This is a genomic window from Streptomyces sp. NPDC038213 (assembly GCF_055600495.1).
Map to the genome: position 1 here is coordinate 1 of NZ_JBVJYM010000052.1, position 22,553 is coordinate 22,553.

Annotated in this window: 24 protein-coding genes; 12 read left to right on the forward strand and 12 right to left on the reverse strand. The window is 72.2% G+C overall.

The annotated features are described in order from the left end of the window. Positions 1–1,257 precede the first annotated feature (1,257 nt). Positions 1,258–1,917 carry a hypothetical protein gene (locus ACZ7JZ_RS35110; protein ID WP_470946975.1) on the forward strand — a complete coding sequence of 220 codons (660 nt, stop codon included), beginning with the start codon at positions 1,258–1,260 and terminating at the stop codon, positions 1,915–1,917. Then, positions 1,914–2,387, forward strand: coding sequence for a MarR family transcriptional regulator (locus ACZ7JZ_RS35115; protein WP_470946976.1), 474 nt, complete (start codon positions 1,914–1,916; stop codon positions 2,385–2,387). Before ACZ7JZ_RS35110 ends, ACZ7JZ_RS35115 begins: the two co-directional genes overlap by 4 nt. Before the next feature lie 144 nt (positions 2,388–2,531). Here ACZ7JZ_RS35115 and tpg read toward each other — a convergent pair whose 3' ends face one another. The 4 genes from tpg to ACZ7JZ_RS35135 form a co-directional block, all read right to left on the reverse strand. Beyond that, complete coding sequence (gene tpg, locus ACZ7JZ_RS35120; RefSeq protein ID WP_470946979.1) at positions 2,532–3,089, reverse strand: telomere-protecting terminal protein Tpg; 558 nt, start codon at positions 3,087–3,089, stop codon at positions 2,532–2,534. A gap of 7 nt (positions 3,090–3,096) precedes the next feature. After that, on the reverse strand, positions 3,097–5,535 hold the full coding sequence (tap, locus tag ACZ7JZ_RS35125) for a telomere-associated protein Tap (RefSeq protein ID WP_470946981.1): 2,439 nt from the start codon (positions 5,533–5,535) through the stop codon (positions 3,097–3,099). Between the two features lie 124 nt (positions 5,536–5,659). Continuing rightward, a complete protein-coding gene (locus ACZ7JZ_RS35130; protein WP_470946984.1) occupies positions 5,660–6,592 on the reverse strand; it encodes a ParB/RepB/Spo0J family partition protein in 933 nt (310 codons plus the stop codon). Then, entirely contained in the window at positions 6,589–7,821 is a 1,233-nt protein-coding gene (locus ACZ7JZ_RS35135) for a ParA family protein (protein WP_470946986.1), read from the reverse strand. The genes ACZ7JZ_RS35130 and ACZ7JZ_RS35135 overlap by 4 nt, the downstream gene beginning before the upstream one ends. A gap of 387 nt (positions 7,822–8,208) precedes the next feature. Here ACZ7JZ_RS35135 and ACZ7JZ_RS35140 point away from each other — a divergent pair, with 387 nt between their 5' ends. Continuing rightward, entirely contained in the window at positions 8,209–9,669 is a 1,461-nt protein-coding gene (locus tag ACZ7JZ_RS35140; protein ID WP_470946988.1) for an MFS transporter, read from the forward strand. 294 nt (positions 9,670–9,963) lie between these two features. Here the strand turns inward: ACZ7JZ_RS35140 and ACZ7JZ_RS35145 are convergent, their stop codons facing one another. The 3 genes from ACZ7JZ_RS35145 to ACZ7JZ_RS35155 form a co-directional block, all read right to left on the reverse strand. Beyond that, the gene (locus tag ACZ7JZ_RS35145; protein ID WP_470946990.1) at positions 9,964–10,506 is read right to left on the reverse strand and encodes a GNAT family N-acetyltransferase; all 543 of its coding nucleotides are present in this window, start codon (positions 10,504–10,506) and stop codon (positions 9,964–9,966) included. Between the two features lie 114 nt (positions 10,507–10,620). Next, a complete protein-coding gene (locus tag ACZ7JZ_RS35150) occupies positions 10,621–11,106 on the reverse strand; it encodes an anthrone oxygenase family protein (RefSeq protein WP_470946991.1) in 486 nt (161 codons plus the stop codon). Between the two features lie 18 nt (positions 11,107–11,124). Beyond that, entirely contained in the window at positions 11,125–12,114 is a 990-nt protein-coding gene (locus tag ACZ7JZ_RS35155; RefSeq protein ID WP_470946994.1) for a ScbA/BarX family gamma-butyrolactone biosynthesis protein, read from the reverse strand. A gap of 142 nt (positions 12,115–12,256) precedes the next feature. Between ACZ7JZ_RS35155 and ACZ7JZ_RS35160 the strand changes: the two genes are divergently transcribed. Then, positions 12,257–12,859 carry a ScbR family autoregulator-binding transcription factor gene (locus ACZ7JZ_RS35160; protein WP_470946995.1) on the forward strand — a complete coding sequence of 201 codons (603 nt, stop codon included), beginning with the start codon at positions 12,257–12,259 and terminating at the stop codon, positions 12,857–12,859. A 205-nt stretch (positions 12,860–13,064) separates the two neighbouring features. After that, positions 13,065–13,835 (forward strand): SDR family NAD(P)-dependent oxidoreductase, encoded by a 771-nt coding sequence (locus tag ACZ7JZ_RS35165; RefSeq protein WP_470946997.1) that lies wholly within the window; start codon positions 13,065–13,067, stop codon positions 13,833–13,835. An 85-nt stretch (positions 13,836–13,920) separates the two neighbouring features. On the opposite strand, the gene ACZ7JZ_RS35170 is transcribed toward ACZ7JZ_RS35165, so the two are convergent. Then, the gene (locus ACZ7JZ_RS35170) at positions 13,921–14,769 is read right to left on the reverse strand and encodes a TetR family transcriptional regulator (protein WP_470946999.1); all 849 of its coding nucleotides are present in this window, start codon (positions 14,767–14,769) and stop codon (positions 13,921–13,923) included. A gap of 208 nt (positions 14,770–14,977) precedes the next feature. On the opposite strand from ACZ7JZ_RS35170, the gene ACZ7JZ_RS35175 reads away from it, so the two are divergent. Then, the gene (locus tag ACZ7JZ_RS35175; protein ID WP_470947001.1) at positions 14,978–16,177 is read left to right on the forward strand and encodes an IS701 family transposase; all 1,200 of its coding nucleotides are present in this window, start codon (positions 14,978–14,980) and stop codon (positions 16,175–16,177) included. Positions 16,178–16,414: 237 nt separating this feature from the next. Here the strand turns inward: ACZ7JZ_RS35175 and ACZ7JZ_RS35180 are convergent, their stop codons facing one another. The 3 genes from ACZ7JZ_RS35180 to ACZ7JZ_RS35190 all read right to left on the reverse strand — a co-directional run bounded on the left by ACZ7JZ_RS35180 (position 16,415) and on the right by ACZ7JZ_RS35190 (position 18,352). After that, entirely contained in the window at positions 16,415–17,242 is an 828-nt protein-coding gene (locus tag ACZ7JZ_RS35180) for an alpha/beta fold hydrolase (RefSeq protein WP_470947002.1), read from the reverse strand. A gap of 65 nt (positions 17,243–17,307) precedes the next feature. Then, a complete protein-coding gene (locus ACZ7JZ_RS35185; RefSeq protein WP_470947005.1) occupies positions 17,308–17,976 on the reverse strand; it encodes a DUF4097 family beta strand repeat-containing protein in 669 nt (222 codons plus the stop codon). A 226-nt stretch (positions 17,977–18,202) separates the two neighbouring features. After that, complete coding sequence (locus ACZ7JZ_RS35190) at positions 18,203–18,352, reverse strand: hypothetical protein (protein WP_470947006.1); 150 nt, start codon at positions 18,350–18,352, stop codon at positions 18,203–18,205. Between the two features lie 32 nt (positions 18,353–18,384). Between ACZ7JZ_RS35190 and ACZ7JZ_RS35195 the strand changes: the two genes are divergently transcribed. After that, entirely contained in the window at positions 18,385–18,612 is a 228-nt protein-coding gene (locus ACZ7JZ_RS35195; RefSeq protein WP_470947008.1) for a hypothetical protein, read from the forward strand. 60 nt (positions 18,613–18,672) lie between these two features. Beyond that, positions 18,673–19,278, forward strand: coding sequence for an alpha/beta hydrolase (locus ACZ7JZ_RS35200; protein WP_470947011.1), 606 nt, complete (start codon positions 18,673–18,675; stop codon positions 19,276–19,278). Between the two features lie 8 nt (positions 19,279–19,286). Here ACZ7JZ_RS35200 and ACZ7JZ_RS35205 read toward each other — a convergent pair whose 3' ends face one another. Next, positions 19,287–19,625, reverse strand: coding sequence for a 4a-hydroxytetrahydrobiopterin dehydratase (locus ACZ7JZ_RS35205; RefSeq protein ID WP_470947013.1), 339 nt, complete (start codon positions 19,623–19,625; stop codon positions 19,287–19,289). A gap of 189 nt (positions 19,626–19,814) precedes the next feature. Between ACZ7JZ_RS35205 and ACZ7JZ_RS35210 the strand changes: the two genes are divergently transcribed. The 4 genes from ACZ7JZ_RS35210 (at position 19,815) to ACZ7JZ_RS35225 (ending at position 22,490) form a co-directional block, all read left to right on the forward strand. Continuing rightward, positions 19,815–21,062, forward strand: a complete 1,248-nt coding sequence (locus ACZ7JZ_RS35210) for a helix-turn-helix domain-containing protein (protein WP_470947021.1) — start codon at positions 19,815–19,817, stop codon at positions 21,060–21,062. An 85-nt stretch (positions 21,063–21,147) separates the two neighbouring features. After that, the gene (locus ACZ7JZ_RS35215; RefSeq protein ID WP_470947016.1) at positions 21,148–21,513 is read left to right on the forward strand and encodes a DUF6415 family natural product biosynthesis protein; all 366 of its coding nucleotides are present in this window, start codon (positions 21,148–21,150) and stop codon (positions 21,511–21,513) included. 123 nt (positions 21,514–21,636) lie between these two features. Next, positions 21,637–22,275: an HAD family hydrolase gene (locus ACZ7JZ_RS35220; protein ID WP_470947023.1), complete on the forward strand. Its 639-nt coding sequence runs from the start codon at positions 21,637–21,639 to the stop codon at positions 22,273–22,275. Positions 22,276–22,313: 38 nt separating this feature from the next. Then, positions 22,314–22,490, forward strand: a complete 177-nt coding sequence (locus tag ACZ7JZ_RS35225) for a helix-turn-helix transcriptional regulator (RefSeq protein WP_470947018.1) — start codon at positions 22,314–22,316, stop codon at positions 22,488–22,490. Positions 22,491–22,553: the final 63 nt, after the last annotated feature.

Below are 22,553 nucleotides of genomic sequence, written 5' to 3' on the forward strand. Positions count from 1 at the left end.
CTTCAGCGCTGCGCGCTGAAGAGCGGGGACGGCTCGCTGCGCTCGCCGTCTTTGGGGGCGCTTCGCGCCCCCAAAGCGAGCCCCTTCGGGGCTCGAAGGTTTCCGCTTCGCTACAGCCCAAGGGCTTCTTCAGCGCTGCGCGCTGAAGAGCGAAACCGCGCGCTGCGCGCGCGCTCTTTGGGGTCCCGAAGCGGCCCCAAAGCGAGCCCCTTCGGGGCTCGCAGGCTTCCGCTTCGCTTCAGCCCAAAGTTCCCTCTTCAGCGCTCCGCGCTGAAGAGGGAAACCGCGGCGCTGCGCGCCCCGGTTTCTGAGGGGGCTACGCGCCTCAGCGTGGGCGCTTTTGGGGGCCAACCCGAGCCCTTCCTGGGCCTCGCAGCTTCCGCTTCGCTTCAGTTTGTGGGGGTTTCTTCAGTGCTGTGATCTGAAGAACTAGGCGGCTTGCTTCGTTTGAGGTCGTTTTGGGCTCGTTAGGCGAGCTTGAAGGCAGCTTGTTGAGGTGGCCGGCTTCCGCTTCGCTCCAGCTCAAGATGTTGCACGAAGGGTGTTTTGGTGGGTTTGTCTGGGGGGTTGGGAGGCGGGGCGTTGTGAGTGAGGGGGGTGGTGAGGTGTTAACGGCGTTAATGGTGGGGGTGCTAGCAGGGGGGACTTGGGAAAGTGGTTGATTCAAAATTGCGGCGGGCTAGAGACCGGATCCAGTCAACCTAGGGCCCAAAGCGGACACAGTGTCCGTTTGGGGAGGGGTTTGAGGGGGCGTGGGGGGTGTCGTAGCCGGGCTTGTGTACCGGTTGGGGGGCTGTTGAAGGCGGGATTTCGGGCGCGCAGCGGGGGGACCACCGGGGTATAGAAGGTACGGAGATGCGTTTGCGCAGGTCAGAGGGGGTGCGGGGGGAAAGTTATGTCCCCTCAGGAGGGACATAACTGGGGGGATGTGTCGCTGGTGGGGGGACATAACGAGAGCAAAATGTCAGTGGGGCTGACGGTATTTGGGTAAAAACGTCGGGGGGGCTGACGTTTTGCGGGGGATGTGTCGGTGAACTGCGGGGGTGCCGGGAGAGGTTGGGAGGGGGGCCGGTGGGGGAGCCGCGAGAGGGCTGTGGCCGAGATGTGTCCCTCCTGGGGGGACACAAGACACGCTGAACGTCAACGAGGGTGACATGTATGTCACCCTCGTTGACATACTGCTCTCTGCAGATCAACGAAGGGGAGAGCAGCCTCGTGTCATCCGAGCCAATGCACCGCCGGCCGAGACCGGCACGCGTGCCGCGTCCTGACCTTCCCGTTGATGACGCGCTGTCCGCGTGGAGCCAGCCACTGGCGCCGGTCACGGACCTGGACAGCCTGGCGAGGAAGTTCCCGAGCCGGAAGCTGACTCTGGACGGGGAGCGCAAGCCCCTGGAGTTCTACGGGACGCAGAGTCAGCCGAACGCGTTCTCGATGGACAGCCTGGAGTTCTTCCTGGTCATCGCCCAGTACTTCAGGGAAGCGCTGCCCCTGCGACTGATTCTGCTGCTCATCGCCTGCCAGCGGGCGGGGGGGCGGATTCCACTTACGCAGGAGGAGATGGCTACGATCCTTGACGTGAGTCGGACGAAGACCTCCGAAGCACTGCACCAGATCATGTCTCACGGGATCGTCTTCAAGGTGCGGCGGGGTGTGTACCAGTTCAACCCGCCCTACAGTTACCGGGTAGCAGAGTTCATCCCGGGTACGGAGACGACGGGTGAGTTCGTGAAGGTGGAGCAGCACAGCACGATCTCGCAGATCCGTAGCGATACGAGTCTGCCGGACCTGGTGCGGTTCCCGTCGTTGGACCACATGCGACAGGCCATCGCAGAACTCCGGGCCGAACGCGCCAAAGAGCGCGCTGCGCGGCGGCTGAGCCGGGTGCAGCGCAAGGAAGAAGGGACGGCTCAGTGAGCTCCTTGCGATTCGCTGCGGTCAACGCCGACGGGCTTCTCTCTGACCTGGACCTCCCGCCGGCGGCGTACCGCGTGCTGCTGAAACTCCGTTCGCTCAGCGAGCCGGGCGGCCGGATCCTCATCGACCAGGCGACGATCGGCGGGCTGCTGGAGCTGAGCCGGCCCAGCGTGAACGCCGCGCTGCGGAGCCTGGAGCTGGCCAAGCTGGTGCGGAAGGTGCGCAACGGCGTGTACCAGATCAATCCGATGCTCGCGGGGTACACCTCGTTCGAGGACGCGGTCGCCGCGGTCAACGAGATGCCGGCGGACGAGCGGCTCGATGCCCGCGGGTACGTCGCCAGCTACCACCAGGCGGTGGCGGAGTACCAGGACCAGCTGGCCGAGCAGCGGAAGAAGCGGGCCGCCCAGGCGGCCGCGAAGAAGGCGGCGGACACCAAGCGGCGGAGGACGCTGCACGCGGTGGGCTGACGGCCGGTCGTGACAGGGATTCAGCAAAGAGGCTCAGACGGGCTTGTGTGGCCGTCTGAGCCTCTTTCTTTGGGTGGTTGGTGTGCTGGGGCGGGGGGTGGGGGTTCAGGCGCTCTGGGGGGCCGTGGGGGGCTTTTGTGGGGGCTAGAAGTCGAATTCGACGTAGTCGATGTCGGTGAACTCGACGAGGAGGCCCGCGGCGCGGGATCCCTGGTCCTTGAAGTAGATCTCCTGGAGGCCCTCAGCGGCGATGCGGCGGAGCTCGGATTCGGTGGCGCCGGTCTCCTGGGCCTCGAAGAGGCGGGAGGCGTAGGCGGCGGGCAGGTGCTGGGTGATGCGGCGCATCCGGCCGTCGTCGCTGGTGCCGGGGGCCGCGCTGAAGCCGAAGCGGGCGCGGGTCTCGATGACGAGCCCGGTGGTCTTGGCGGCGCGGTCGCGGGCACGCTTGCGTACGAGGGGCTGCCAGCTCTTGCGGACCTCGGCTTCGAGGCGGGCCGCGAGCTCGGGGCGGGGGTTCTTGATCTGGCCCTTGAGGTAGCGCTCGACGGTGCGCTGGGAGATGCCCAGGCGCTCGGCGACCGCTTTTGTCGAGTTCTTCTCGGTCTTCAGGAGGAACTTCATCCGGGCCTGGGGTGATTTGGGGATCGGGCGGGTGAAGTTCGCTTCGGTTGCTTTGTCGAGGCTTTCGCGGATGTCGGACATCTAGCTTCTATTCTCCGTCGGCCGCTGCGTCGTGGCCCTTGATGTGGCGGGCGGGGTTGTGGCGTTCGTCGAGCATCTGGACGGCCCACAGGAGGGGCTGGGTGCCCTCGTGCTTGACCATGCCGGGGCTCACGCCGAGGCGGAAGCCGCCGGGGAGGGGCTTGCCCTCGGGGGTCCGGGGGAGGAAGTCGAGGGGGCTGGGGCCGTCGGAGAGGTACACGGCGCAGTCGGACAGGACGGCGATCGGGTGGAGTCCGGCGGCGCTCGCGAGCTTGTTCATCTTGCGGTGCATGTTGACCCGGGCGGTGGAGATGACGGCGGCCCGGATGTCGGGGCGCCAGGTGGGGCGTTCCAGGGCGGGCCAGGCCTCGCCGGGGCGGTAGCCGATGCCCTGGGGGCGTTCGCGGAGCTTGCCGATGCCGCCCTTGACGGTGGCCTTGATGGCGGACAGGACCGCGGCGCGGCCGGGGTCCCGCTGCTTGTGGCCGGCCATGGCTTCGAGGAACTCGGGCTCGGTGAGGCCGGTGCCGACGCCGAGGTCGGCCATGGTGGCGAGGTAGGCGTCGCGCAGCCTGGTGTACCAGGCGTCGAGGTACGGGCCGTTGTCGGGTCGGAGCCAGGCCTCGGCGGGCCGGACCTCGTGGCCGAGCTCGACGGCGTACGCGAGGGTGGGGGTGGCGTACCAGGCGGGGCCGGTGGGGGCCTGGCCGTGCGGGGTGAAGGGGCTGGGCAGCCGCGGGTCGAGCTCGATGTGGGAGAGGTCGACGAGCCAGCTGCCGGGGGTCTTGGGGTCGAAGCGGGGGGCGCTGACGTGGACGGCGGGGCCGAGGCCGACGGTGAGGCGGTTGGCGGCCGCGGCGAAGGCCATGTTCACGTCGATGCCGACGGCGTGGGTGCGGGCGCACTCGGCGTCGGTGAGGAGCTCCGGGTCGCGGATCCAGTCGTACGCCTCCTCGTCGAGGACCTGGTCCGGGGTGCGCTGGTGGGCGCGGGGGTAGAGGACGGCGACCACGGGGTGCTCGTCGGGGGCCTCCGGGGGAGCGGGGTCCACGGGCCGGGTGAGGGAGCCGGCGACGGGGGCGGAGACCCAGGTGCCGGTGGACTCGTCGCGGGCGGGGCGGGTGGGGGGCCGCAGCGCCGTCATGAGTTCGAGGCCGGATACGGCGGTGGAGCCGCGGGGGGTGAGGAGGCGGGTCGCGTACGCGGTGAGGAGCTCGGCGAGTTCGGGGGCCGGGAGCTCGGAGGTGTCCTCGCCCCAGGAGCGGGGGTCGAGGGCGCCCCAGGGGAGTACGGCGAGCTGGACGCACTGGCGGCCGGAGGCGGCGGTGGCCGGGCGGTAGATGCGGGCCCAGGGGCCGAAGCCGCGGCGGGTCAGCTGCCACTTGGCGCGGGTGAGCGACTTGACCGCGGGGTGGTTGTCGGGGAGGCGCAGGGCGCGGCGGTCTTCGAGGGCGAGGGGGAGGCCGAGGGCTTCGGCGGCCTCGGGGGTGAGGACGAGGAGGGGGTCGGCGTCCTTGCCGTAGCGGTGGAGGCGGGGGGAGCCGAGGGCGGTGTCGGGGGAGAGGGCCCAGGAGACCAGGGAGGGGAGGTCGGTGGCCGGGCAGGGGAGGACGAGGCCCTGGGCGGCGTGGGCGGTGAGGGGCGGGGCTGCGGAGTCGGTGTCGGTGGTCGTGGTGAGGACGGCCAGGGGGCCGTGGGCGTAGCGGGGGGAGAGGGGCGCGGGGGCCGGTGTGGGGGTGCGGCGGGGGGCGGTGCGGGTGGGGGCGGGGGGCTTCCGGGTGGCGGTGGGGGGGTGGGGCGGGCTGGGTGCGTTAACGGCGTTAACGCCGTTAACGGTCGGGGCCGGGGCGGCCTCGGGGTGGGCGGGGTCGGCAGCCGGGGTGTTAACGCCGTTAATGCTCGACTCGGGCGCGGACTCGGGCTCGGGCGCTGCGGGGTGGGGGGCCTGGGCGTTAACGGCGTTAATGATCGTTTCGGGGGTGGGGGGCTGCGGGGCTGCAGTGGGGGTCGGCTCGGGGGAGGGGTGCTCGGTGTTAACGGCGTTAACGGTCGGCGGCGGGGTGGCGGGGGTGGGGGCCGGACCGGTGGGGGCGTTAACGGCGTTAATGATCGACTCGGGCGCGGGGGCCGGCTCGGCGCCGGGCTGGGGTTCGGGCCGGGTCGGGGGGTGGAGGTCGGTGAGGCCGTCCAGGAGGCGGATGTACGCGGCGCGCTTGGGCGGGCGGGGCTCCGTACGGCCGGTCTCCCAGGACGTGATGGTTTCCCGGCGTACCGACAGGGCCTTGGCGATCTGGTCCTGGCTCAGGCCGGCGGCCTCGCGCAGGCGCTTGCGCTCGTCGGGGTGCGGCAGCGCGTCCTGCCCGGCGGCCTCTTCGAGAAGGGCGTCTACGGCGGCGAAGAGCGAGGCCTGGGCTTCGGGGTGCTGGTGGGACTGCTTGCGGGACATGGAACCTCCTACCGGAAGCCTAGCTTCGATCGAACGCCCGATCGCACGCGAAACGCACGTGGGTCGTTAACGGCGTTAATGCCGTCAACGACCCACGGGTCTGCCGGGACGCGGCCGCGGCCCTTCAGGAGGAGCGGGCGGAGAGGATCTCCGCGACCGCCGCGAGCTCTGCCGGGGAGAGCTGGGAGGCCAGCTGGTCCACGAGCTCGGGGGCAGTGGCGCCGGTGAGGACGATCTTCCGGGCCGCGGGGGAGGGGGGCTGGGCGGGCGCCGGGGCGTTAACGCCGTTAACGCTCGGGGTGCCCGCCCGGGGGGCCGCCGGGGGCGGGCTGGTCCGCTGCCGCGGCGGGTTCACGGCGACGGCGTTCTCCTGGGCGGCCGCCGCCTGCTCCTCCTGGGGCAGCCGGCCGATCCGCCGGGCGGGCTCCACCTTCAGCTCGCCCGTGTCGACCTGCTCCTGGAGCTCGGGGGTCAGGTTGAGGAGGGTGAGCCGCTGGGAGACCCAGGCGGGGGTCTTGCCCAGCCGCTTGGCCACCGCGGCCTGCGAGCCGTGTACGTCGACGAGCTCCTGGAGGGCCCGGGCCTGGTCCATGGGGGCCACGTCCACGCGGTGGACGTTGGCGATGAGGGCGGACTCCAGGATGTCCGTGGCGCTTGCGGACAGGGCGTCGTTGACGTGGATGTGCATGGACTTCAGTCCGGCGAGCCGGGCGGCGGCCAGCCGCCGGTTGCCGTCGATGACCACGTACGGGGCGCGGCCCAGGCCCTCGATCTGTCCGGGGTGGGCCTCCATGAAGGCCATCCGGGTGGCCACGGCGAGCGGCTGGAGCTGGCCGCGGACCTTCAGGGACTCCGCCATCTCCTCGATCTCCGTGAGTTCCTCGCGGAGGTTGAAGGGATTGTGGGTGAGGGCCTCGATGGGGACCTCGGAGGGCGGGAGCACCCCGGAGGTGGGTGCGCCGGTGGCCTCCGCGATGGCGGCGCGGCGGGAGCTCACGGTCACCGGCTGGGCGCGGGCGAAGGAGGCCGAAACGCCGAGCCTGTCTGCCTTGCTCATGAGATCTCCCGTGCGAGGGCGCGCAGGACGACGGCCTGGTCGCCCTTGGGCGCGTAGACGAACAGCGGCTGCTTGAGGCGGACGGCCTCGCGCTGCTCCTTGAGGTCGGGGACGACGGCCACGACCCGCGGATCCTTTATGTCCATCCAGGCCTGGAGCGAGGAGGTGGCGATGTACCCGCGGCGGCCGTCGTAGAGGTTGACCACCAGGCCGAGGTAGTCGATGTCGAGGCTGAGGTCGTCGCGAAGGTCGTTGATCTGGGAGGTGAGGAGGTCGTACGCGTCGGCGGAGGAGTCCTCGGCCTGGACGACGATCAGGGCGCCGGAGGCCCCGGGCTCCTCGGAGGGGCGGCGCCGGCCGTAGTAGATGGCCGCGTCCATGGACAGGCCGAGGCTGGGCGGGCAGTCCACGAGGATGACGTCGTACTCGGACTCGACGGGGGCGAGGGCACGCTCGAGCGCGGCTTCGCGGGCGCGGACCGTGGAGAGGCGGACGTCGAGGAGGAAGGCGTCCGTGCACGAGGGCAGCAGGTGCAGGCGGTCGCCGAAGCGCGCGTCGGGGATCGGGACGATGAGGTCCTGGAGGGGGCCCTGGCTCTCGCCGGCCATGTGGCGGGTCAGGCTGTCGCCGCCGATGGGTACGGGCAGCTGCCCGAGCTGCTTGGTGAGGTGGCCCTGCGGGTCGAAGTCGACGAGCAGGACGCGCATGCCGAGACCGGGGAGGTCCTCGCGGTCGAGGGCCGGGTCGTCCTCGGTGAGCAGGGCGAGCTGGCGGGCGATGCGTACGGGGTACAGGCTCGCGGGGTCCTCGGCGAGGGCCTCGGCGGTGCCGGCGGTGATGGCGGTCTTGCCCACCCCGCCCTTCTGGTTGCACACGACGATGCGGCGGACCACGGAGGGGCGCTGCACGGTCGGGGCCGGGTTCTTCTCCAGCCACAGTTGGATCGACTGGGCGAGGCCCTGGATGAGGGAGACGCCGCGGTCGCGGGAGAGGGAGCGGAACTCCTCCCACTGGCCGGCGGGCAGCCAGGTGGAGAAGGACTCGGCCCCCGAGGTGGAGACGGGGGAGGGGGTCGAGGCCAGGGCGGTCCAGTCGCTGATGCCTTGGTGGACGGCGTCCTGGATGTCCACGCGCAGCTGCGCGGTGCGGATTTTCAACTCCTGGCGCAGCCACGGGGGCAGCTTCGAGACGACCTTCTCTCGGTCGTTCTGGGTCGAGGGCGAAGTCATGGGTGGGACTTTACTAACGTTCCGAGCGGATCGCGGCATCAACACGGAAATTTGCTAACGGACTCGGGGGGCGTTAACGGCGTTAACGCTCGGGGGTCTGCCCGGTGTTAACGGCGTTAACGCCGGAGGGAGGGGCGCGGGAGGGGCCGGGCGGGGTGCCGGGCCGGGCGGGCGCCGGGGGCGGGGGTGTTAACGGCGTTAATGCCCGGCGGTGTTAACGGCGTTAACGGCGTTGATACCGGGGTGGGTCTGCGGGCGGATCGCGTCGCGTCGGCGTGTGCTTCCGGTCAGGTGCTGACTGCCGGTCAACCCCGGGGCGGGGGGCTGGCTAGGGTCCGTGGGGTACGGGGGTACGGGCCCGGGGTGGGCGGCGGCGGGGGCGGTGGCGTGACCGAAGAGGCGGTGCGGGTGCGGCGGCGGCAGCCGGTGGCCGTGCCGTGGCTGGGCGGACGCGGCCGGGCGGGCGGCGGCGGTCCGGAGGACGGCGGCGGTTCCGGGGGCGGGGGCGGGGCGGCGCTCGTCGGGGTGTGCCTGGGCTGGTTCCTCGTCATGGTGGACACCACCGTGGTCACGGTGGCGCTGCCGGCCATCGGGGCCGATCTGGGCGGCGGCACCGGGCTGTTGCAGTGGGTCGTGGACGCGTACGCGCTCGTCTTCGCGGCGCTGCTGCTGGCCGGGGGCTGGCTGTCCGACCGGTTCGGGGCCCGCCGGGTGTACCTGGGCGGGATCGCCGTGTTCGCCGCGGGCTCGGTGCTGTGTGCGCTCGCGGCGAGCGGGTGGCTGCTGGTCGCGGCGCGGGCCGTGCAGGGCGTGGGGGCGGCGGCGCTGATGCCGAGTTCGCTCTCGCTGATCCGCTCGGCGTATCCGGACGCGCGGCGGCAGACCCGGGCCGTGGGCATCTGGGGCGGGCTGGGCGGGATCGCGGCGGCGCTGGGTCCGCTGCTGGGCGGCGTACTGCTGACGGCGGTGGGCTGGCAGGTGCTGTTCTGGCTGAACCTGCCGTTCGCGGTGCTGACCGTGCTGCTCGCGCGGCGGGCCCGGTCGGAGGGGCCGCGGGCCGGGGGCGGGTTCGACCTGGCGGGACAGGCGACGGCGGCGGGCGCGCTCGTCCTGCTGGTGTCGGGGACGATCCAGCTCGGGCACGCGGGGACGGGCGCGCAGTGGTGGCGGGGCGGGCTGCTCGTGGCGGGCGGGCTGCTGCTCGCGGCGGCGTTCCCGTACGTCGAGCGGCGGCAGTCGGCGCCGGTGCTGCCGCCGGGGCTGTTCCGGCGGAGCTGTCTGCGGGTCGCGGTGCTGACGGGCTTCGCCGTGAACTTCGGCTTCTACGGGCAGTTCTTCCTGGTGACCCTGTACTTGCAGCAGGTGCGGGGGCTGTCGCCGCTGCTGACGGGCGTGGTCCTCGCGGTGCAGGCGGGCGGGGCGGTCACCGGGGCGCCGTTCGGGGGCTGGGCGACGCACCGGTTCGGGCCGCGGACGACGACGGTGGCCGGGCTGGCGGTGGGTGCGGCGGGGTTCGCGGTGCTGGCCGGGGCGCCGGTGGACGTACCGCTGCCGGTGCTGGTGGGGGCGCTGTTCGCGGTGGGGTTCAGCATCGACACGGCGATGACGGCGGTCACCTCGCTGACGCTGCGGCTGGCCCCGCCGGGTCAGGCGGGGGTGGCGGCGGGGCTGCTGACCACGATGCGGCAGATGGGCAGTGCGCTCGGGATCGCCGGGCTCGGGGCGCTGGCCGCGGTGGTCGGCCCCTGTGGTGCGGCCCCGGGCTTCCGGGTGGCGATGGCGGTGGCCGGGCTGATCTACGGGTCGGCGGCGCTGGCGGTGCGGATCTCGGCGCCGGCGGGACGGTGACGTTCCGGTGGCGGCCGGGTGATATTCCGGGTTTCCGGTGCTTTCGGACGGCTTCCGGATCCTCCCTCCGTACGGGTGCAGGGCCCCCGGACCGGTACGGCGGAGAGGTCATCCGGGGCTGAAACCCCCGCGGGGGATGGGATCCGGAACGGATGAATACCGCGGAGCACGTATGGGTGTTCGGCATACGGATGTGCGGTCACCTCGTACGGCGGTCTGGACCGCGTAGACGGACTGCGTAGCCGAGGGGGAGGAGTGGAAGGCGGGAGGGTCGTGGCGGGGGGTTCGGACGGGTCAGGCGGGGGTGGGGGCGGCGGCCGGGGCGGGCGCGGGCGGGCGCACCATGAACACGTCCACGGGGTCCTGGGACTCCACGGTGAAGCCGTGCCGCTCGTAGAGCCGGCGGGCGGCACTGCCCTGCAGGACGTTCAGGGCCACGGTCGCCCCCCGGGCGTCCGCGTCCGCGAGTACGGTGCGCAGCACGGCGGACCCGAGCCCGCGGCCCTGGTGGTGCGGGTCGAGGTAGAAGTGCTCCAGCCACAGCCGGCCGTCGGCGGGCCGCAGGGTCACGCATCCCGCGAGGCCGCGGCAGGTCATGACGGTGCGGGTGTGCCGGGGGGAGAAGGAGTCGCGCATCCGCTGGCGCACGCGGTGTGCGTCGTAGCGGCCGAGGCGCTCCAGGTCCGGGCGCATGACCACGGCCCGCAGTTCCGCCAGGGCCTCGACGTCCGCCGCCGCGGCGGGGCGCAGGCTCCAGTCCGGGGCGGGGGCGGGGCCTGCGGGCGCGGGGCCGGCGGGCGCGGGCGCGGGCGGGTCGGGGAGCGTACGGGCGTTCATGCGCGCAGCCTGCCACGGGCGGCGGGCCGGGCCCCGGCCGGGTTCCAGCAGGTCCCGGCAGGTCCAGCAGACCTCGGCAGGTCCAGCAGGTCCCGGTCGCAGGGTTCTGTGGCTTCAGAGCCTGGTCAGGGACCAGCAGAGGAGGGCGAAGGAGGTGGTGCACAGGAGGGTGCGCAGGTGGTTGGCCCGGACCCAGCGGGCCTCGAAGGCGGTGCGGGCGGCGGCCGGGTCGCCGAGGGAGTCGGCGTGGCCGGCCGACTCCAGGGCCTGGTTCAGCGGGATGTTGACCCGTGCGGTGAGCGCCACGGCCGCCAGGTAGGCGAGGAGGGCGGCGCCCGTCGCGACGGGCAGTTCCCGCCCGCCGCCGGTGAACGAGAGTCCGGCGGCGGCTGCGGTGAGCAGGAGTGCGCCCACGTACCCGATGAGGAACCACCCGTTGAGGATGGCGGTGTTGATGCGCTGCATGACGTCGACGAGGGTGCGGTCGCCGGCCCCGCGCAGGGCGGGCATCACCGCGATCGAGAAGGCGTAGAACAGCCCGCTCACGAGCCCCGTGGTGAGGGTTGCCCCCAGCAGTACGACCAGCAGCGCAGTCTCCATGGGGCGAGCGTAGGCGCGTCAGCTCAGGTGGTGGGCGAGCGAGACGACCGAGGTGAAGGCGGGCGGGGCGTCGGCATCGCCCTGGCGGGCGGTGACCCGCAGCCCGAGGTCGCGGCCCGGGGCCTGGTGGGGCTGGGGTTCCGCGGTGATCCAGCAGGGGCTGTCGAATTCGACGTACCGGCTGAACGTCACGTCCATGGAGACGGGCCAGCAGGGCTCCTGCGCCGGGGTGGCGGCCGGCCATGCGGCCGGTGCCGCCGCATGGGCGCTGGCGTAGGCGGCCTGGCGGGCGGCTTCCAGCAGCATCATCCCGGGGACGTGGTCGACGGGATGGTCGAAGAGCACGGGGTGCGAGGTGTCGACGCGCAGCTGCCAGCGCCTGTCCCCACCGGACGGCGACAGGACCACGTCCTGCAGCCGCTCCCGTCCGCAGACCTCCTTGGCTAACGGCGGCGCGGGCTCGGGCACGTTCCAGAACATCTGGGCCACGCTGCCCCGGCCGGCCCGCAGCCGCTGGTAGATGGCGGGTGCGTGGCACTGGAAGACGGTGGCGGCGACGGCGAGGAGCAGATCGCCGCGCATCACCTCGTAGTGCATGGTCAGCGCGACCGGGAGGGCGCGCCGGTACTTGATGTCGGTGCAGGTCACGCGGATGCTGAGCTCCGCGGGAGTGCGCTCGACCCGCATGGCGCGAGGGTTGACGGCGTACTGGAACCTCGACCAGCTGAGCTGGTGGCCGAACGGAACTCCGTACGCGGTGTGCGTGAGCAGCGGCAGGGTCTGCCGGATGGTCTCGCACAGCAGGAGCGGGTCGTACAGACCGTGCTCCGTCGCGTAGAAGCCGTGGTAGCGGGGCCACTGCGCCTTGATGGTGAAGGCGTCCGGCCCGTCCGTGGACCAGCTGGTCAGGAAGACGTCCGCCAGCGCGGCGCGGTGGACGTACTCCTTCGCAACGGTCGAGGTCAGTGCGGTCTTCTCTGGTGCGGGGCGTTCAGTCGATACGAGCATGCCATCCCCTTTGGCGTGCGTATGTCGGGCCCCGAATGACCTGTGCGGTCTTTGACCCGGACGGTAAAATAAAGTGCGTTCGCTTTGTTTGTCGAGAGAGGGTACGAGGATGGCAGAGGGGCGGCTGAAGCAGGAACGGGCGGTGAAGACACGGCACGCGATCATTTCCGCGGCGGCGGAGGTGTTCGACGAGAACGGGTACCACGGCGCGAGCATGCGGGAGATCATGAAGCGGGCGGGGGTCACGCTCGGCGCGGTGTACTTCCACTTCCCCAACAAGGAGGCGCTCGCGCTCGCGGTCATGAACTCCCAGCCGGAGACGATCATGCCGAAGCTGACTTCGGAGGGTCTCCAGCGGCTCGTGGACATCACGCTGGTGTGGTCGCACCAGCTCCAGGCCGACAAGATCCTGCGCGCCGCGGTCCGGCTGGCCGTGGAGCAGTCGGGGTTCGGGCTCCACGATCCGGAGTCGTACGACGAGTGGCGTCAGATCATGGAGGACATCCTCCAGGAGGCCGCGGACCGCGGGGAGCTCAGGGACTTCGTGGACGCGCGCAAGGTCGCGGAGTTCGTGGTGGGCGCGTGCACGGGCATGCAGCTGTACTCGGATCTTGCGGCGCGCCGCAAGGACCTGCCGCGGCGCACGGTGAACATGTGGGAGCTGCTCATTCCCTCCATCGCCAGCGACCAGGGCCGCAGCTCGGTCAAGGTGAGCGTGCGGAGGGCTGCTGCTCTGACGAAATGAGGGCCGGCACACGCGGGGTTTGAGGGGCGCGTGTGACCGGTGGGGTGTGAGAGCCGGGTCGTGCGTATCGGGCGCACGGGCCGAGGCTCCGCATGTGCACGCCGAGTGAAGGTTTCCCTGGAGCTTTATTTGAGCCATACTCGACACTCGTTGACGCCGTGCCCCACGGTAACTCTGCATTCCCCAGGCTTAGTTGAAGGATCGCATGAGCGCTATAGCCCTGCTGGAGCACAAGGTCGTCATGGTGACGGGCGCGTCCAGCGGCATCGGTGCCGCCGCCGCCCGGCTCTTCGCGGCGGAGGGCGCCGCGGTGGTCGTGACGGCCCGGCGTGCGGACCGCCTCGACGCGCTCGCCAAGGAGATCGCCGCCGCCGGCGGGCGGGCCCTCGCGGTACCCGGTGACGTGACCCGGGCGGAGGACGTCGGCCGGGTGGTCGACGCCGCGGTCGAGACCTACGGAAGGCTCGACGGGGCCTTCAACAACGCGGGCTGGGCCACCGCGGGCACCCCCATCCACGAGACCGAGGACGAGGTCTTCGACCGGGTGGTCGACATCAACCTGCGCGGGGTGTGGAACTGCCTCAAGCGCCAGATACCCGTCATGCTGGCGGGCGGCTCCGGCGGCTCCATCGTGAACACCGCCAGCGTCGCCGGGCTCCTCGCCACCGGCGCCACCGCCCCGTACATCGCCGCCAAGCACGCCGTCATCGGCCTGACCAGGGCGGCCGCGCAGGAGTACGGGCAGCAGGGGATCCGCGTGAACTCGCTGGTCGTGGGCAGCACGCTGACCGAGCTGATGCACGAGATCCTCATCGACGAACCCGCCCTGGAAGAGGCCTTCACCACCCGCTCGGTGCAGAAGCGGATGGCCGGGCCCGCCGAGGTGGCCCAGGCGGCCGCCTGGCTGCTCAGCGACCGGGCGTCCTTCGTGACGGGCGCGCCGGTGCCGGTGGACGGCGGCTGGACGGCGGCCTGACGCGCATGCCGAGGGGCCCCCGGGAAGGCTTCCCGGGGGCCCCTCGCGCTCCTGTGGCCCTGCCGCCCCCTGTGGCTCTGTGGCCCTACGGCCCGCCGGCGCCCGGGCCGCGGTCCCCGGCGGGCCGGGTCGGCGGGCTGCCGGGGCGGGTGCGGGGCCGGGCCCGCACGGGGACGTTGGGCAGCGGGCCGCCGGGTAGCGGGGTGCCCGGCGCGGCGCCGTTGGGGGAGCCGCCGCTGGGTGCGGCGGCGGGCGGGGACCCGTTCGGCACGGGGAGCTCCGCCCCCGGGGCCGTGCGGAACGGCAGGGCCTCCGCCGCGTCCTCGCCGGGTGCCAGGATCCCCGTCAGCACCAGCCGCCAGATGCGCTCCAGCAGCGCACCCGTGTCCTCGGCCGGAGCCTGCGGGGACGGGGAGTCCGCCCCCTCGACCCGCTGCCGGCGGGCCAGGATCTCCGCGCCCGTCACCAGGTGCACGGCCAGCGCGGCCACCGAATCCGGGCGGGCCGTGGCCCGCAACTGCCCCTTGTCCTGCGCCTGTTGGACCAGATCCCGGGCAGGCTCGAACCACAGCCGGGACCACTGGGGGGCGCCGGGGCGCTCCCGCTCCAGGCGCAGCAGCGCCCGTACGACGGTCTCCTCCTCGATCTGCCGGGTCAGCTCCAGCGTGAGCGCGACGAGTCTGCGCAGCGGCGGCGCCGTACGCCCGTACACGCGGTCCACCGTGGCCCGCACGGCCGAGCGGCCCGCCGCCTCCACCGCGCGCGCCAGGTCCTCCTTGGACGCGAAGTGGAAGGTCAGCCCGCCCATGGAGATGCCGGCGGCCTTGCAGATCCGGGACAGGGACGCGCCGGCGTATCCGTCGCTGTCGAATTGTGCGGCGGCTGCCTGTACGAGGGAATTGCGGCTCCTCGCTGCCCTTTCCTGTTTCACCATGATCTCTCCGGGTGCGATTCGTCCCAGAGTGCGCGCGCCGTCGACCCGCGGGCAACGCAGAGTTGCCGAAGTGACCCCGACTTGCCGAAGTCGCGGCGTGCCGCGCGGGGGTCGGAACCCTCTGCGGGCTTCCGCTGGAAAAAAAGAGAACGATCGCTATTCTAAATCTGTGTTCGCCTGGACGGCCGATGCAGAAGGGGAACGTGCCATGGCAGCCAACGACCTGACCCGCGCCCGGGTGCCGGTATCCGTGATCACCGAGCAGATCTTCGGGCACCTGCCGAGGGCCGATCAGCGGCACTGGGCACAGGCCTACCTGCAGGGACTGCTCACCACGGAGGGCAAGAAGTCCGTACGGCGGCTCGCGGCAGCGGTCTCCGACTCGCCGACCGCCTCGCAGTCGATGCACCAGTTCGTGAACGCGAGCCCCTGGGAGTGGGCCCCCGCGCGCACCGAGCTGATGCGCTGGGCGGAGCGCCGGCTGGCCCCGAAGGCCTGGGTCCTGGAGGTGGCGGTGCTGCGCAAGCGCGGCGACCACTCCTGCGGGGTGCACCGGCGCTTCGTACCCGAGACCGGCCGCTCCGTGAACTGCCAGGTCGGCGTGGGCGCGTTCCTCACCAACGGGAACGACGCCGTACCGACCGACTGGAGCCTGTTACTGCCCGGCAGCTGGGCCACCGACGAGGACCGGCGCTCCCGGGCCCGGGTCCCCGACGGGGTGGCGCACCGCGCGATCGAGCAGCACGCCCTCGACCTCGTGGACAGCCTCGGCGCGGGCACCCACCTGAGCACCCCGCCCGTGGTGGCCGACCTCAGCTGCTACGCCGGGGCCGCCTCGCTCGTCCGCGGACTCGCCGCGCGCGGCCGCGACTTCGTGGTCGCCGTACCCGGCCGGACCCCCGTCGTACCCGGCAGCCACCTGGTCGCGCACACCCCTTATACGGGCGAGCTGCCGGCGGCGGTCGAGGCGCAGCGCTTCTTCGAGCTCAAGACCGGCAGCCACCTGCGGATGGACACCGTCGGCGGGATCGGCCGGGACGGCCGGATGGGCCGGGCCTCCGTGATGACGGGCCTGGTCCGGCTGCCCGAGGCGCGGGTCTCGCGCACGGGCCCCCACCACACGTACCGGCTGTTCGCGGTCCGCCACTACGCGGGCCGGCGCTCGACCCGGATGTGGCTGACGAACATGGTCCACCGGCGGGCCGAGGAACTGGTCGGACTGGCCCAGCTCCAGCGGCGGGCGGGCGCGACCGTGCAGAACCTGGAGCAGGACTTCGGACTGCTCGACTTCGAGGGGCGCTCGTACCCGGGCTGGCACCACCACATGACCCTGGTGTCCGTCGCCTACGCGTACAGCCGCCTGGAGCTCCCGGGCGACGCGGCCCTGGCCGCGGTCCGCTCGGCCTGAGCGCACCGGGTCCGGCACACCGGCGGTCCCGCCGTCCAGCGCCGCCGGCGCCCGCCGGGCCCGGAGCACCTGCCCGTCGGCCACCGTCCGCCGCCGTCACCTCCCCGACGGCGCGGCCGGCCGTACCGACTGCCCCGTCTCTCCGTGTTCGTCCCCCCGTGACGGAGAGGCGGGGCCTTTGCGCTGCCGCGGTACGGGTCCTTGTTCCCTCGCGGGGGACACCGGGCCGGCGGCCGGTCAGACGGGGGCCGGTGCGCGGTCGGCGGCGACCACGAGCTCGCGGACCGCGTCCGCCACCGCCCGGAAGTCCTTGCGCAGGATCTTCGAGTGGTTGCTCAGCACCTTCTCCCGCATCCGGACGGCCGGGTTGCCGGCCACCGCGGGTCCCAGGTCGGCGCGGATCTTCTCCATCACCTGCGGGTCGCCGCCCAGGTTCCCGCCGGAGGCCAGGACGTACCGGGCGGGTACGGACAGCCCGTCGAGGACCGGGTTCAGCGCGGCGGGCGCGCACAGCTCGTTGATCTCGATGTTGATCTCGGCGTGCTGCTCGGCGCTCATCCGGGCGGCCAGGCCCAGCCTGCGGGCCACCGGGAACAGCGGGCTCATCCTGCGGAACAGCGCGCGGACCTGCTCCCGGGCCGCCTCGTCGAGCCACTCGTGCGGCATCGCGCCGTCCACGCACACCACCCCTGCGGTGCGCTGCGGGTTCCGGTGCGCCCAGTGCACGGCCAGCATGGCCCCGTACGACCAGCCCACCAGGATCGGCCGCTCCACGCCCCGGGCGGTCAGCACGGCGTCGAGGTCGCGCAGACAGGCCTCGAAAGAGTAGTCGGAGGCGCACTCGGACCTTCCGCGGGCGCGCTCGTCGTACGTGATGTGCCGGTAGCCGCCGCCGAGTTCGGCGATGACGCGGCGCCAGTGCGACTGGTCGGCGTACGAGCCGTTGAGGTAGACCACGGGCCGGCCGGTCCCGCCGGTGTCGGTCACGGAGAGGGCGGTGTCCTCGAAGGGGACCATGCCGGTCCAGGCGGTGCATGCGGTGCGTGAGGTAGGTGCGGTGGTCATGGTCTGCCCCTTCTTCCGGTTCTGCCGTTCCTGCGGGTGGGTGTGGCTCCCGTGGCGCGTGCCCGTCAGACGCTGTGCGCGTTGATGTCGCCGTAGGAGGTGGTGGCGTGGATGCTCAGGGCGGCGTTCGGGCCGTCCGTGTTGTTGAGCGAGTTGTTGATCCGGCCGTACGTCGTCCCGGCGTAGAGGGAGGCGGAGACCCCGCGGGCCGCGCCGACCGAGATCTCGCCGTGCTGGGTGTTGAGGGTGACGGTGCCGCTGACGGCCTCGCCGACGGTCAGGTTGCCGCGCTGGGTGGTGATCTCCGCGGAGCCGTTCAGGCGGCCGAGGAAGACCTCGCCGTCCTGGAGGGCCAGGCGGGCGCCGGCGACCTCGCCGAGCTTCACCGTGGCCAGCGCGCCCTCGAAGGACACCTCGCCCAGCGGGCCCGTGCTGCCGAGCACCGCGCTGGCGGCCTTCGCGTCGACCCGGGAGCCGGCGGGGAGCTGGACGGTGACCTCGACCGATCCGGTGTTGCCGAGGATCTTGTTGCCCGCCGGGCTGCCCTGGATGCGCAGGACCCCGTCGGTGAACTCGACGGTGACCTCCTCGGCGGCCTTCACGTCCCGGCTCTTCGAGGCGTCCGCGGGGCGGACCTCGACCGTGGTGTCGGCCCGCTCGGAGGCGATGAAGTGGATGCGGCCCGCAGCGATGTCGAGGACGGCGGCGATGGGGGAGGGGGTGGTGAACTGCATGGTGTGCGCTCCTTCGGTGTGTGGTGCGTTCCTGCTTTCCGACAACACGAACGCTACGTTGCATTCAAAGGTCGCGCAACAAGTTCGTTGCTTCGAATTCTCATTATCGCAGGTCAGAGTGCAAATATCGTTGCAAAGGCATGGAGTTTAATGCAACGAGCCGCAGCGTTGCGTTGCAATACTCTGAAGGTGAACGCTACGCGCGACCCCGGAATTGCACTGTTTTTCAGCGCGTGGCAGCCAGCCCCGCCCAGAAGGCGGTCCGGTGCCGGGCGGCGAAGTCCGTACGGCCGGTCCCGCCGCCCGACGCGAGCTGCTGCACGTACGGCCGCCCGGGCGCGAACGGCTTCCACGAGGGCGCTCCGTCCCCGTTCACCTGCCCCGTCGCCGCGAACCGACTCCAGACAGGTGGCCGCCGGCCTCCAGCAGGGGCGCAGCGGGATGGCCCGCGAGGTCACCGGAACCCCCGAGGCGGAGCTCCCCGAAGCGACGGTCCGCGCCCTGGGTTCCGTACAACTCGCCCTGGTCAGCGGCCTGATGATGCAACACCTCACCGACCCCGAGTCCGCCCCCACGGCCGACGAGGTCCTGGCGGGCCTGCGGGCCCTGGCGGCGCACCTGCCCGCGGAGTCCTGAGGCCGTACGCCCCCGGGGCTACCCGACCGGCGCATCCGCGGCGGCCGGTAGCCTCCCCACATGTCCGACACCCCACCGCTCGCCGTCCCCACCCGCGCCGACGGGGACCCCGACCGCGTCGCCCTCGTCGTACCGGGAGTCGGCTACTCCCCGGCGATGCCGCTCCTGTACTTCGCGCGCTGCGTGCTGGTCCGGCACGGCTGGACGGTCCAGGAGCTGTGGTGGACGGTGCCGCGCGACTTCCCGGGGCGCCCGGAGCACGAGCAGGTCGCGTGGGTGGAACAGCAGGTGGGCGCGGCCGTCGACGCCGAAGCAGGAGCGTGCCGCCTGATCGTCGGCAAGTCCCTGGGCTCCCTCGCCTGCGGCCTGGCCGCCGACCGCGGCCTCCCGGCGGCCTGGCTCACGCCGGTGATGCCCCTCGGCCACGTCCCCGCCTCCCTGCGGCGCGCCAAGGCCCCCACCCTCCTCGTCGGCGGCACCGCCGACCGCCTCTGGGACGCCAGCGCCGCGGCCTCCTTGGGCCACGAGGTCCTGGAGATCCCCGGGGCCGACCACTCCCTGGAACTGCCGGGCGACCCGGCGGGCTCGGTAGGGGTCCTGCGCGAGGTCACGTCCCGGCTGGACGAGTTCGTGGCGGCCCTGGAGGGCCCCGCCGGAGCGGAATAGTTCCGGAGTCAGTCCAGCGGGATGGACTGGTGTGCCGCGACGATGGTGTCGATGCGGCGGGCGAGGTCGAAGTCGGCCTCGGTGAGGCGGCGGCCCGCGTCGTGGGTGGTGATGGTCGCGCGGAGGTGGTCCATGCGGAGGTCGAGGTCGGCATGGTGCTGCACCCTGCGCGACCGGTCCGCGATCGTCACGATGGCGGCCACGGCCGCGTGGTAGCGGATCGGGTACGTGCGCACGATGGCGTCGCCCTCGCGGCTCGAGCCGGGCAGGCCGGCCAGTCCGGCTGCGATCTGCTCCTCTCCTCGGACAGCGGTGTCGGCACACCCATGTCGAACCCCCTCGGTCACGCGCGCCGGAGCTCGGAGAAGTGCCGGCCCTCGGGCGCATCGTGTCAGATCCCAGATCCGCAACTGGCGCCGCAAAGACCCGCGCTGCCCCGGCGGCGGCCGCAGGCCTGATCCGCCGTCGGATCACCGGGCCGGGCGCCAAGCCCTAACCTGGCCCTACCGATCTGGCAGGAGAGGGGCAAGACCGTGATGCATTCCGATGCGACCCCGGACCCGTACGCAGACCCGCTGGTGTTCGGCCAGAGGCTACAGATCCTCCGCACCCGCCGGGGCCTCACCCGCATCCAGCTCGGCGGTCTCGTCGGCAGGTCGGGGGAGTGGGTGAAGGCGGTCGAGAACGGGCGGCTGCGGACCCCGAAGCTCCCACTCGTCCTCCGGATCGCCGAAGTGCTGCGGCTGCGCGACCTGTCGGACCTCACGGGCGACCAGTCCGTACGGGTCCAGCTCTTCGCGGGACCGGGTCACCCCCGGCTGGCCGCCGTCCGCGCCGCCGTCAACGCCCTTCCGCTCGACAGCCGCGAGGCCCCGCCCGGCGAGCACATTCAGGCCCGGATCGCCCGGGCCTGGCAGGCCCGGCACTCCGCACCCCACCACCGGGAGGTCATCGGCGCCCTCCTCCCGGACCTGATCCGGGACACGCGGGCAGCGGTACGGCAGGCGGAGAGCCTCCCGCAGCGGAGGGCGGCGCAGGCCGCACTCGCGGAGACCTACGCGCTGGCGCAGTTCTTCGCCGCGTACCAGCCGGATGCCGCACTGCTCTGGAGGCTCGCGGACCGCGGGATGGTGGCCGCCCAGGAGTCCGAGGACCCCCACGCCATCGGAGTGGCGGCCTGGCTGCTCGTCCAAGCGCACCGGGACAGCGGGCCCGAGCAGTTCGATGCCGCGGACGAGATCGTGGACACGGTGCTCGGGCACCTGGAGCCCCTGCTCCCGGACGGCCCGGACGAGGTACGGGCGATCGTCGGCGCGCTCACCTTCGAGGCCGGTCACACTGCTGCCCGCCGAGGGGAGACCGGTACCGCCTGGCGGCACTGGGACCGCGCCCGGACCATGGCCGCGACGCTGCCCCAGGCCTACTACCACCCGGTGACCAGCTTCGGCCGGACCATCATGGACGCCCACGCGGTCACCCTCGCCGTGGAACTCCACGCGGGCGGGGAATCCGTACGCCAGGCGGCGCGCGCCGACGCGGAGACCATCCCCTCACGCCCGAGGCGGGCCCGGCACCGCATCGAACAAGCCCGCGGCTACCACCTCGACGGCCAGCCGGACGCAGCCCTCGCCACCATCGCGCAGGCGCACGAGGCAGCACCCGAGACCGTGCGCTACAACGGCTACGCCAAGCGGATCGTGCTGGAGGAGACCGAGGCGAAGAGCCCCGCACGCCGCCGCCGGGCCGCCGCCCTCGCCCAGCACATCGGCCTCCTGGCGGCCTGACGACAGGGGTACTTTCTGTACCCCTGAGGCCTCCCGGGCTCTCCTACCGTCGTTGCACCACCCGCGACGACGGCAGGGAGCACCCGTGCACGATTCCCACGCGCCCCAGGCAACAGCCCTCATCCACCAGGCACTTGTGCCGTACGAGCGGAAGCCGGAGGCGGGCGAGATCGCCCGACTCACGGACGGTCTCCTCACCCTCGGTGCCGGGCTGCTCGCCGCCGCCGAGGCGTTGCGCGAGACGGACGGCCGAGTGGGCGGTGCGCTGCGCGACTGGCACCAGCTCACCGAGACCGGCCCGACCGCGAGCCCGCTCGGGAACTGGGACCACGCCCGCGCCCTGGCCCGTACGGTGCGCACCCTCCACGAAGCCGTCGGCGGCCGACACCAGGAGGTGCCGTACGCGCACCTGGTGCCGCTGTCGTTCGGCTTCGGCCGGTGCCCGATGTGAGCGCGCCACCGGAGTGGCAGCGCCAGCTCCTCTACGTCGCGATCACCCTCGGCATCCTCGCCGCACTCGTCGTCGGCACAGTCCGCTGAGCACGGAAGGGGGCCCGGCTACCCTGGCCGAGTGATCCGTACCGTGGTGCTGGACGTGGGCGAGACGCTGACGTGCGACGACCGCTACTGGGCCCTGTGGGCCGACTGGCTGGGGGTCCCGCGGCACACCCTCTCGGCACTCGTCGGCGCCGTCGTCATCGACGGCCGGGACAACGCAGACGCCCTGCGCCTGCTGCGCCCCGAGATCGACATCGGCGCCGAGTACGCCGCGCGCGAAGCCGCCGGGCGGGGTGAACAGCTCGATGAGAGCGACCTCTACGAAGACGTACGACCCGCCCTGTCGGCCCTGCGCGCAGCCGGGATCCGTGTCGTCGTCGCAGGCAACCAGACGGCCCGCGCCGCAGAGCTGCTGAGGGCCCTCGACCTGCCCGCCGACCTGGTCGCAACCTCCGGCGAATGGCGCACCGCCAAACCGTCGCCCGTCTTCTTCGCCCGCGTGCTGGCGGTCTCCGGCGCCCCGGCCGACCAGACGCTGTACGTGGGCGACCACCCGGCGAACGACATCCACCCGGCCCGCGCCGCCGGCCTGCGCACCGCGCACCTGCGGCGTGGGCCATGGGGCTTCTGGTGGGCCGACGACCCGACCGTCAGGACCGCCGCGGACTGGTCGATCGACTCACTGCACGACCTCGTCGGCATCGCCAACAGGTAGTGCGGAAAAGCCGTTTCGCGGAGCGGTACGGTGTGTGAATGGCTGATCACATCGGGCAAGGCATCGCCGTGCGGCGCCGGACCCGACGCATGACCCAAGCAGACCTCGCCCGTGCTTCGCATGTCTCCCTGGCCATGGTGAAAAGCGTTGAGCGCGGAGTACGAAACCCCTCGTCGGCCTTGCTGGGGACTGCTGCAGGGTTGAGTGACACCTGACCTGGCTTGCTGAGAAGCGGCCTGGAAGGATGTTGTCGTGCCCAAGCCCTATCCCAAGGAGTT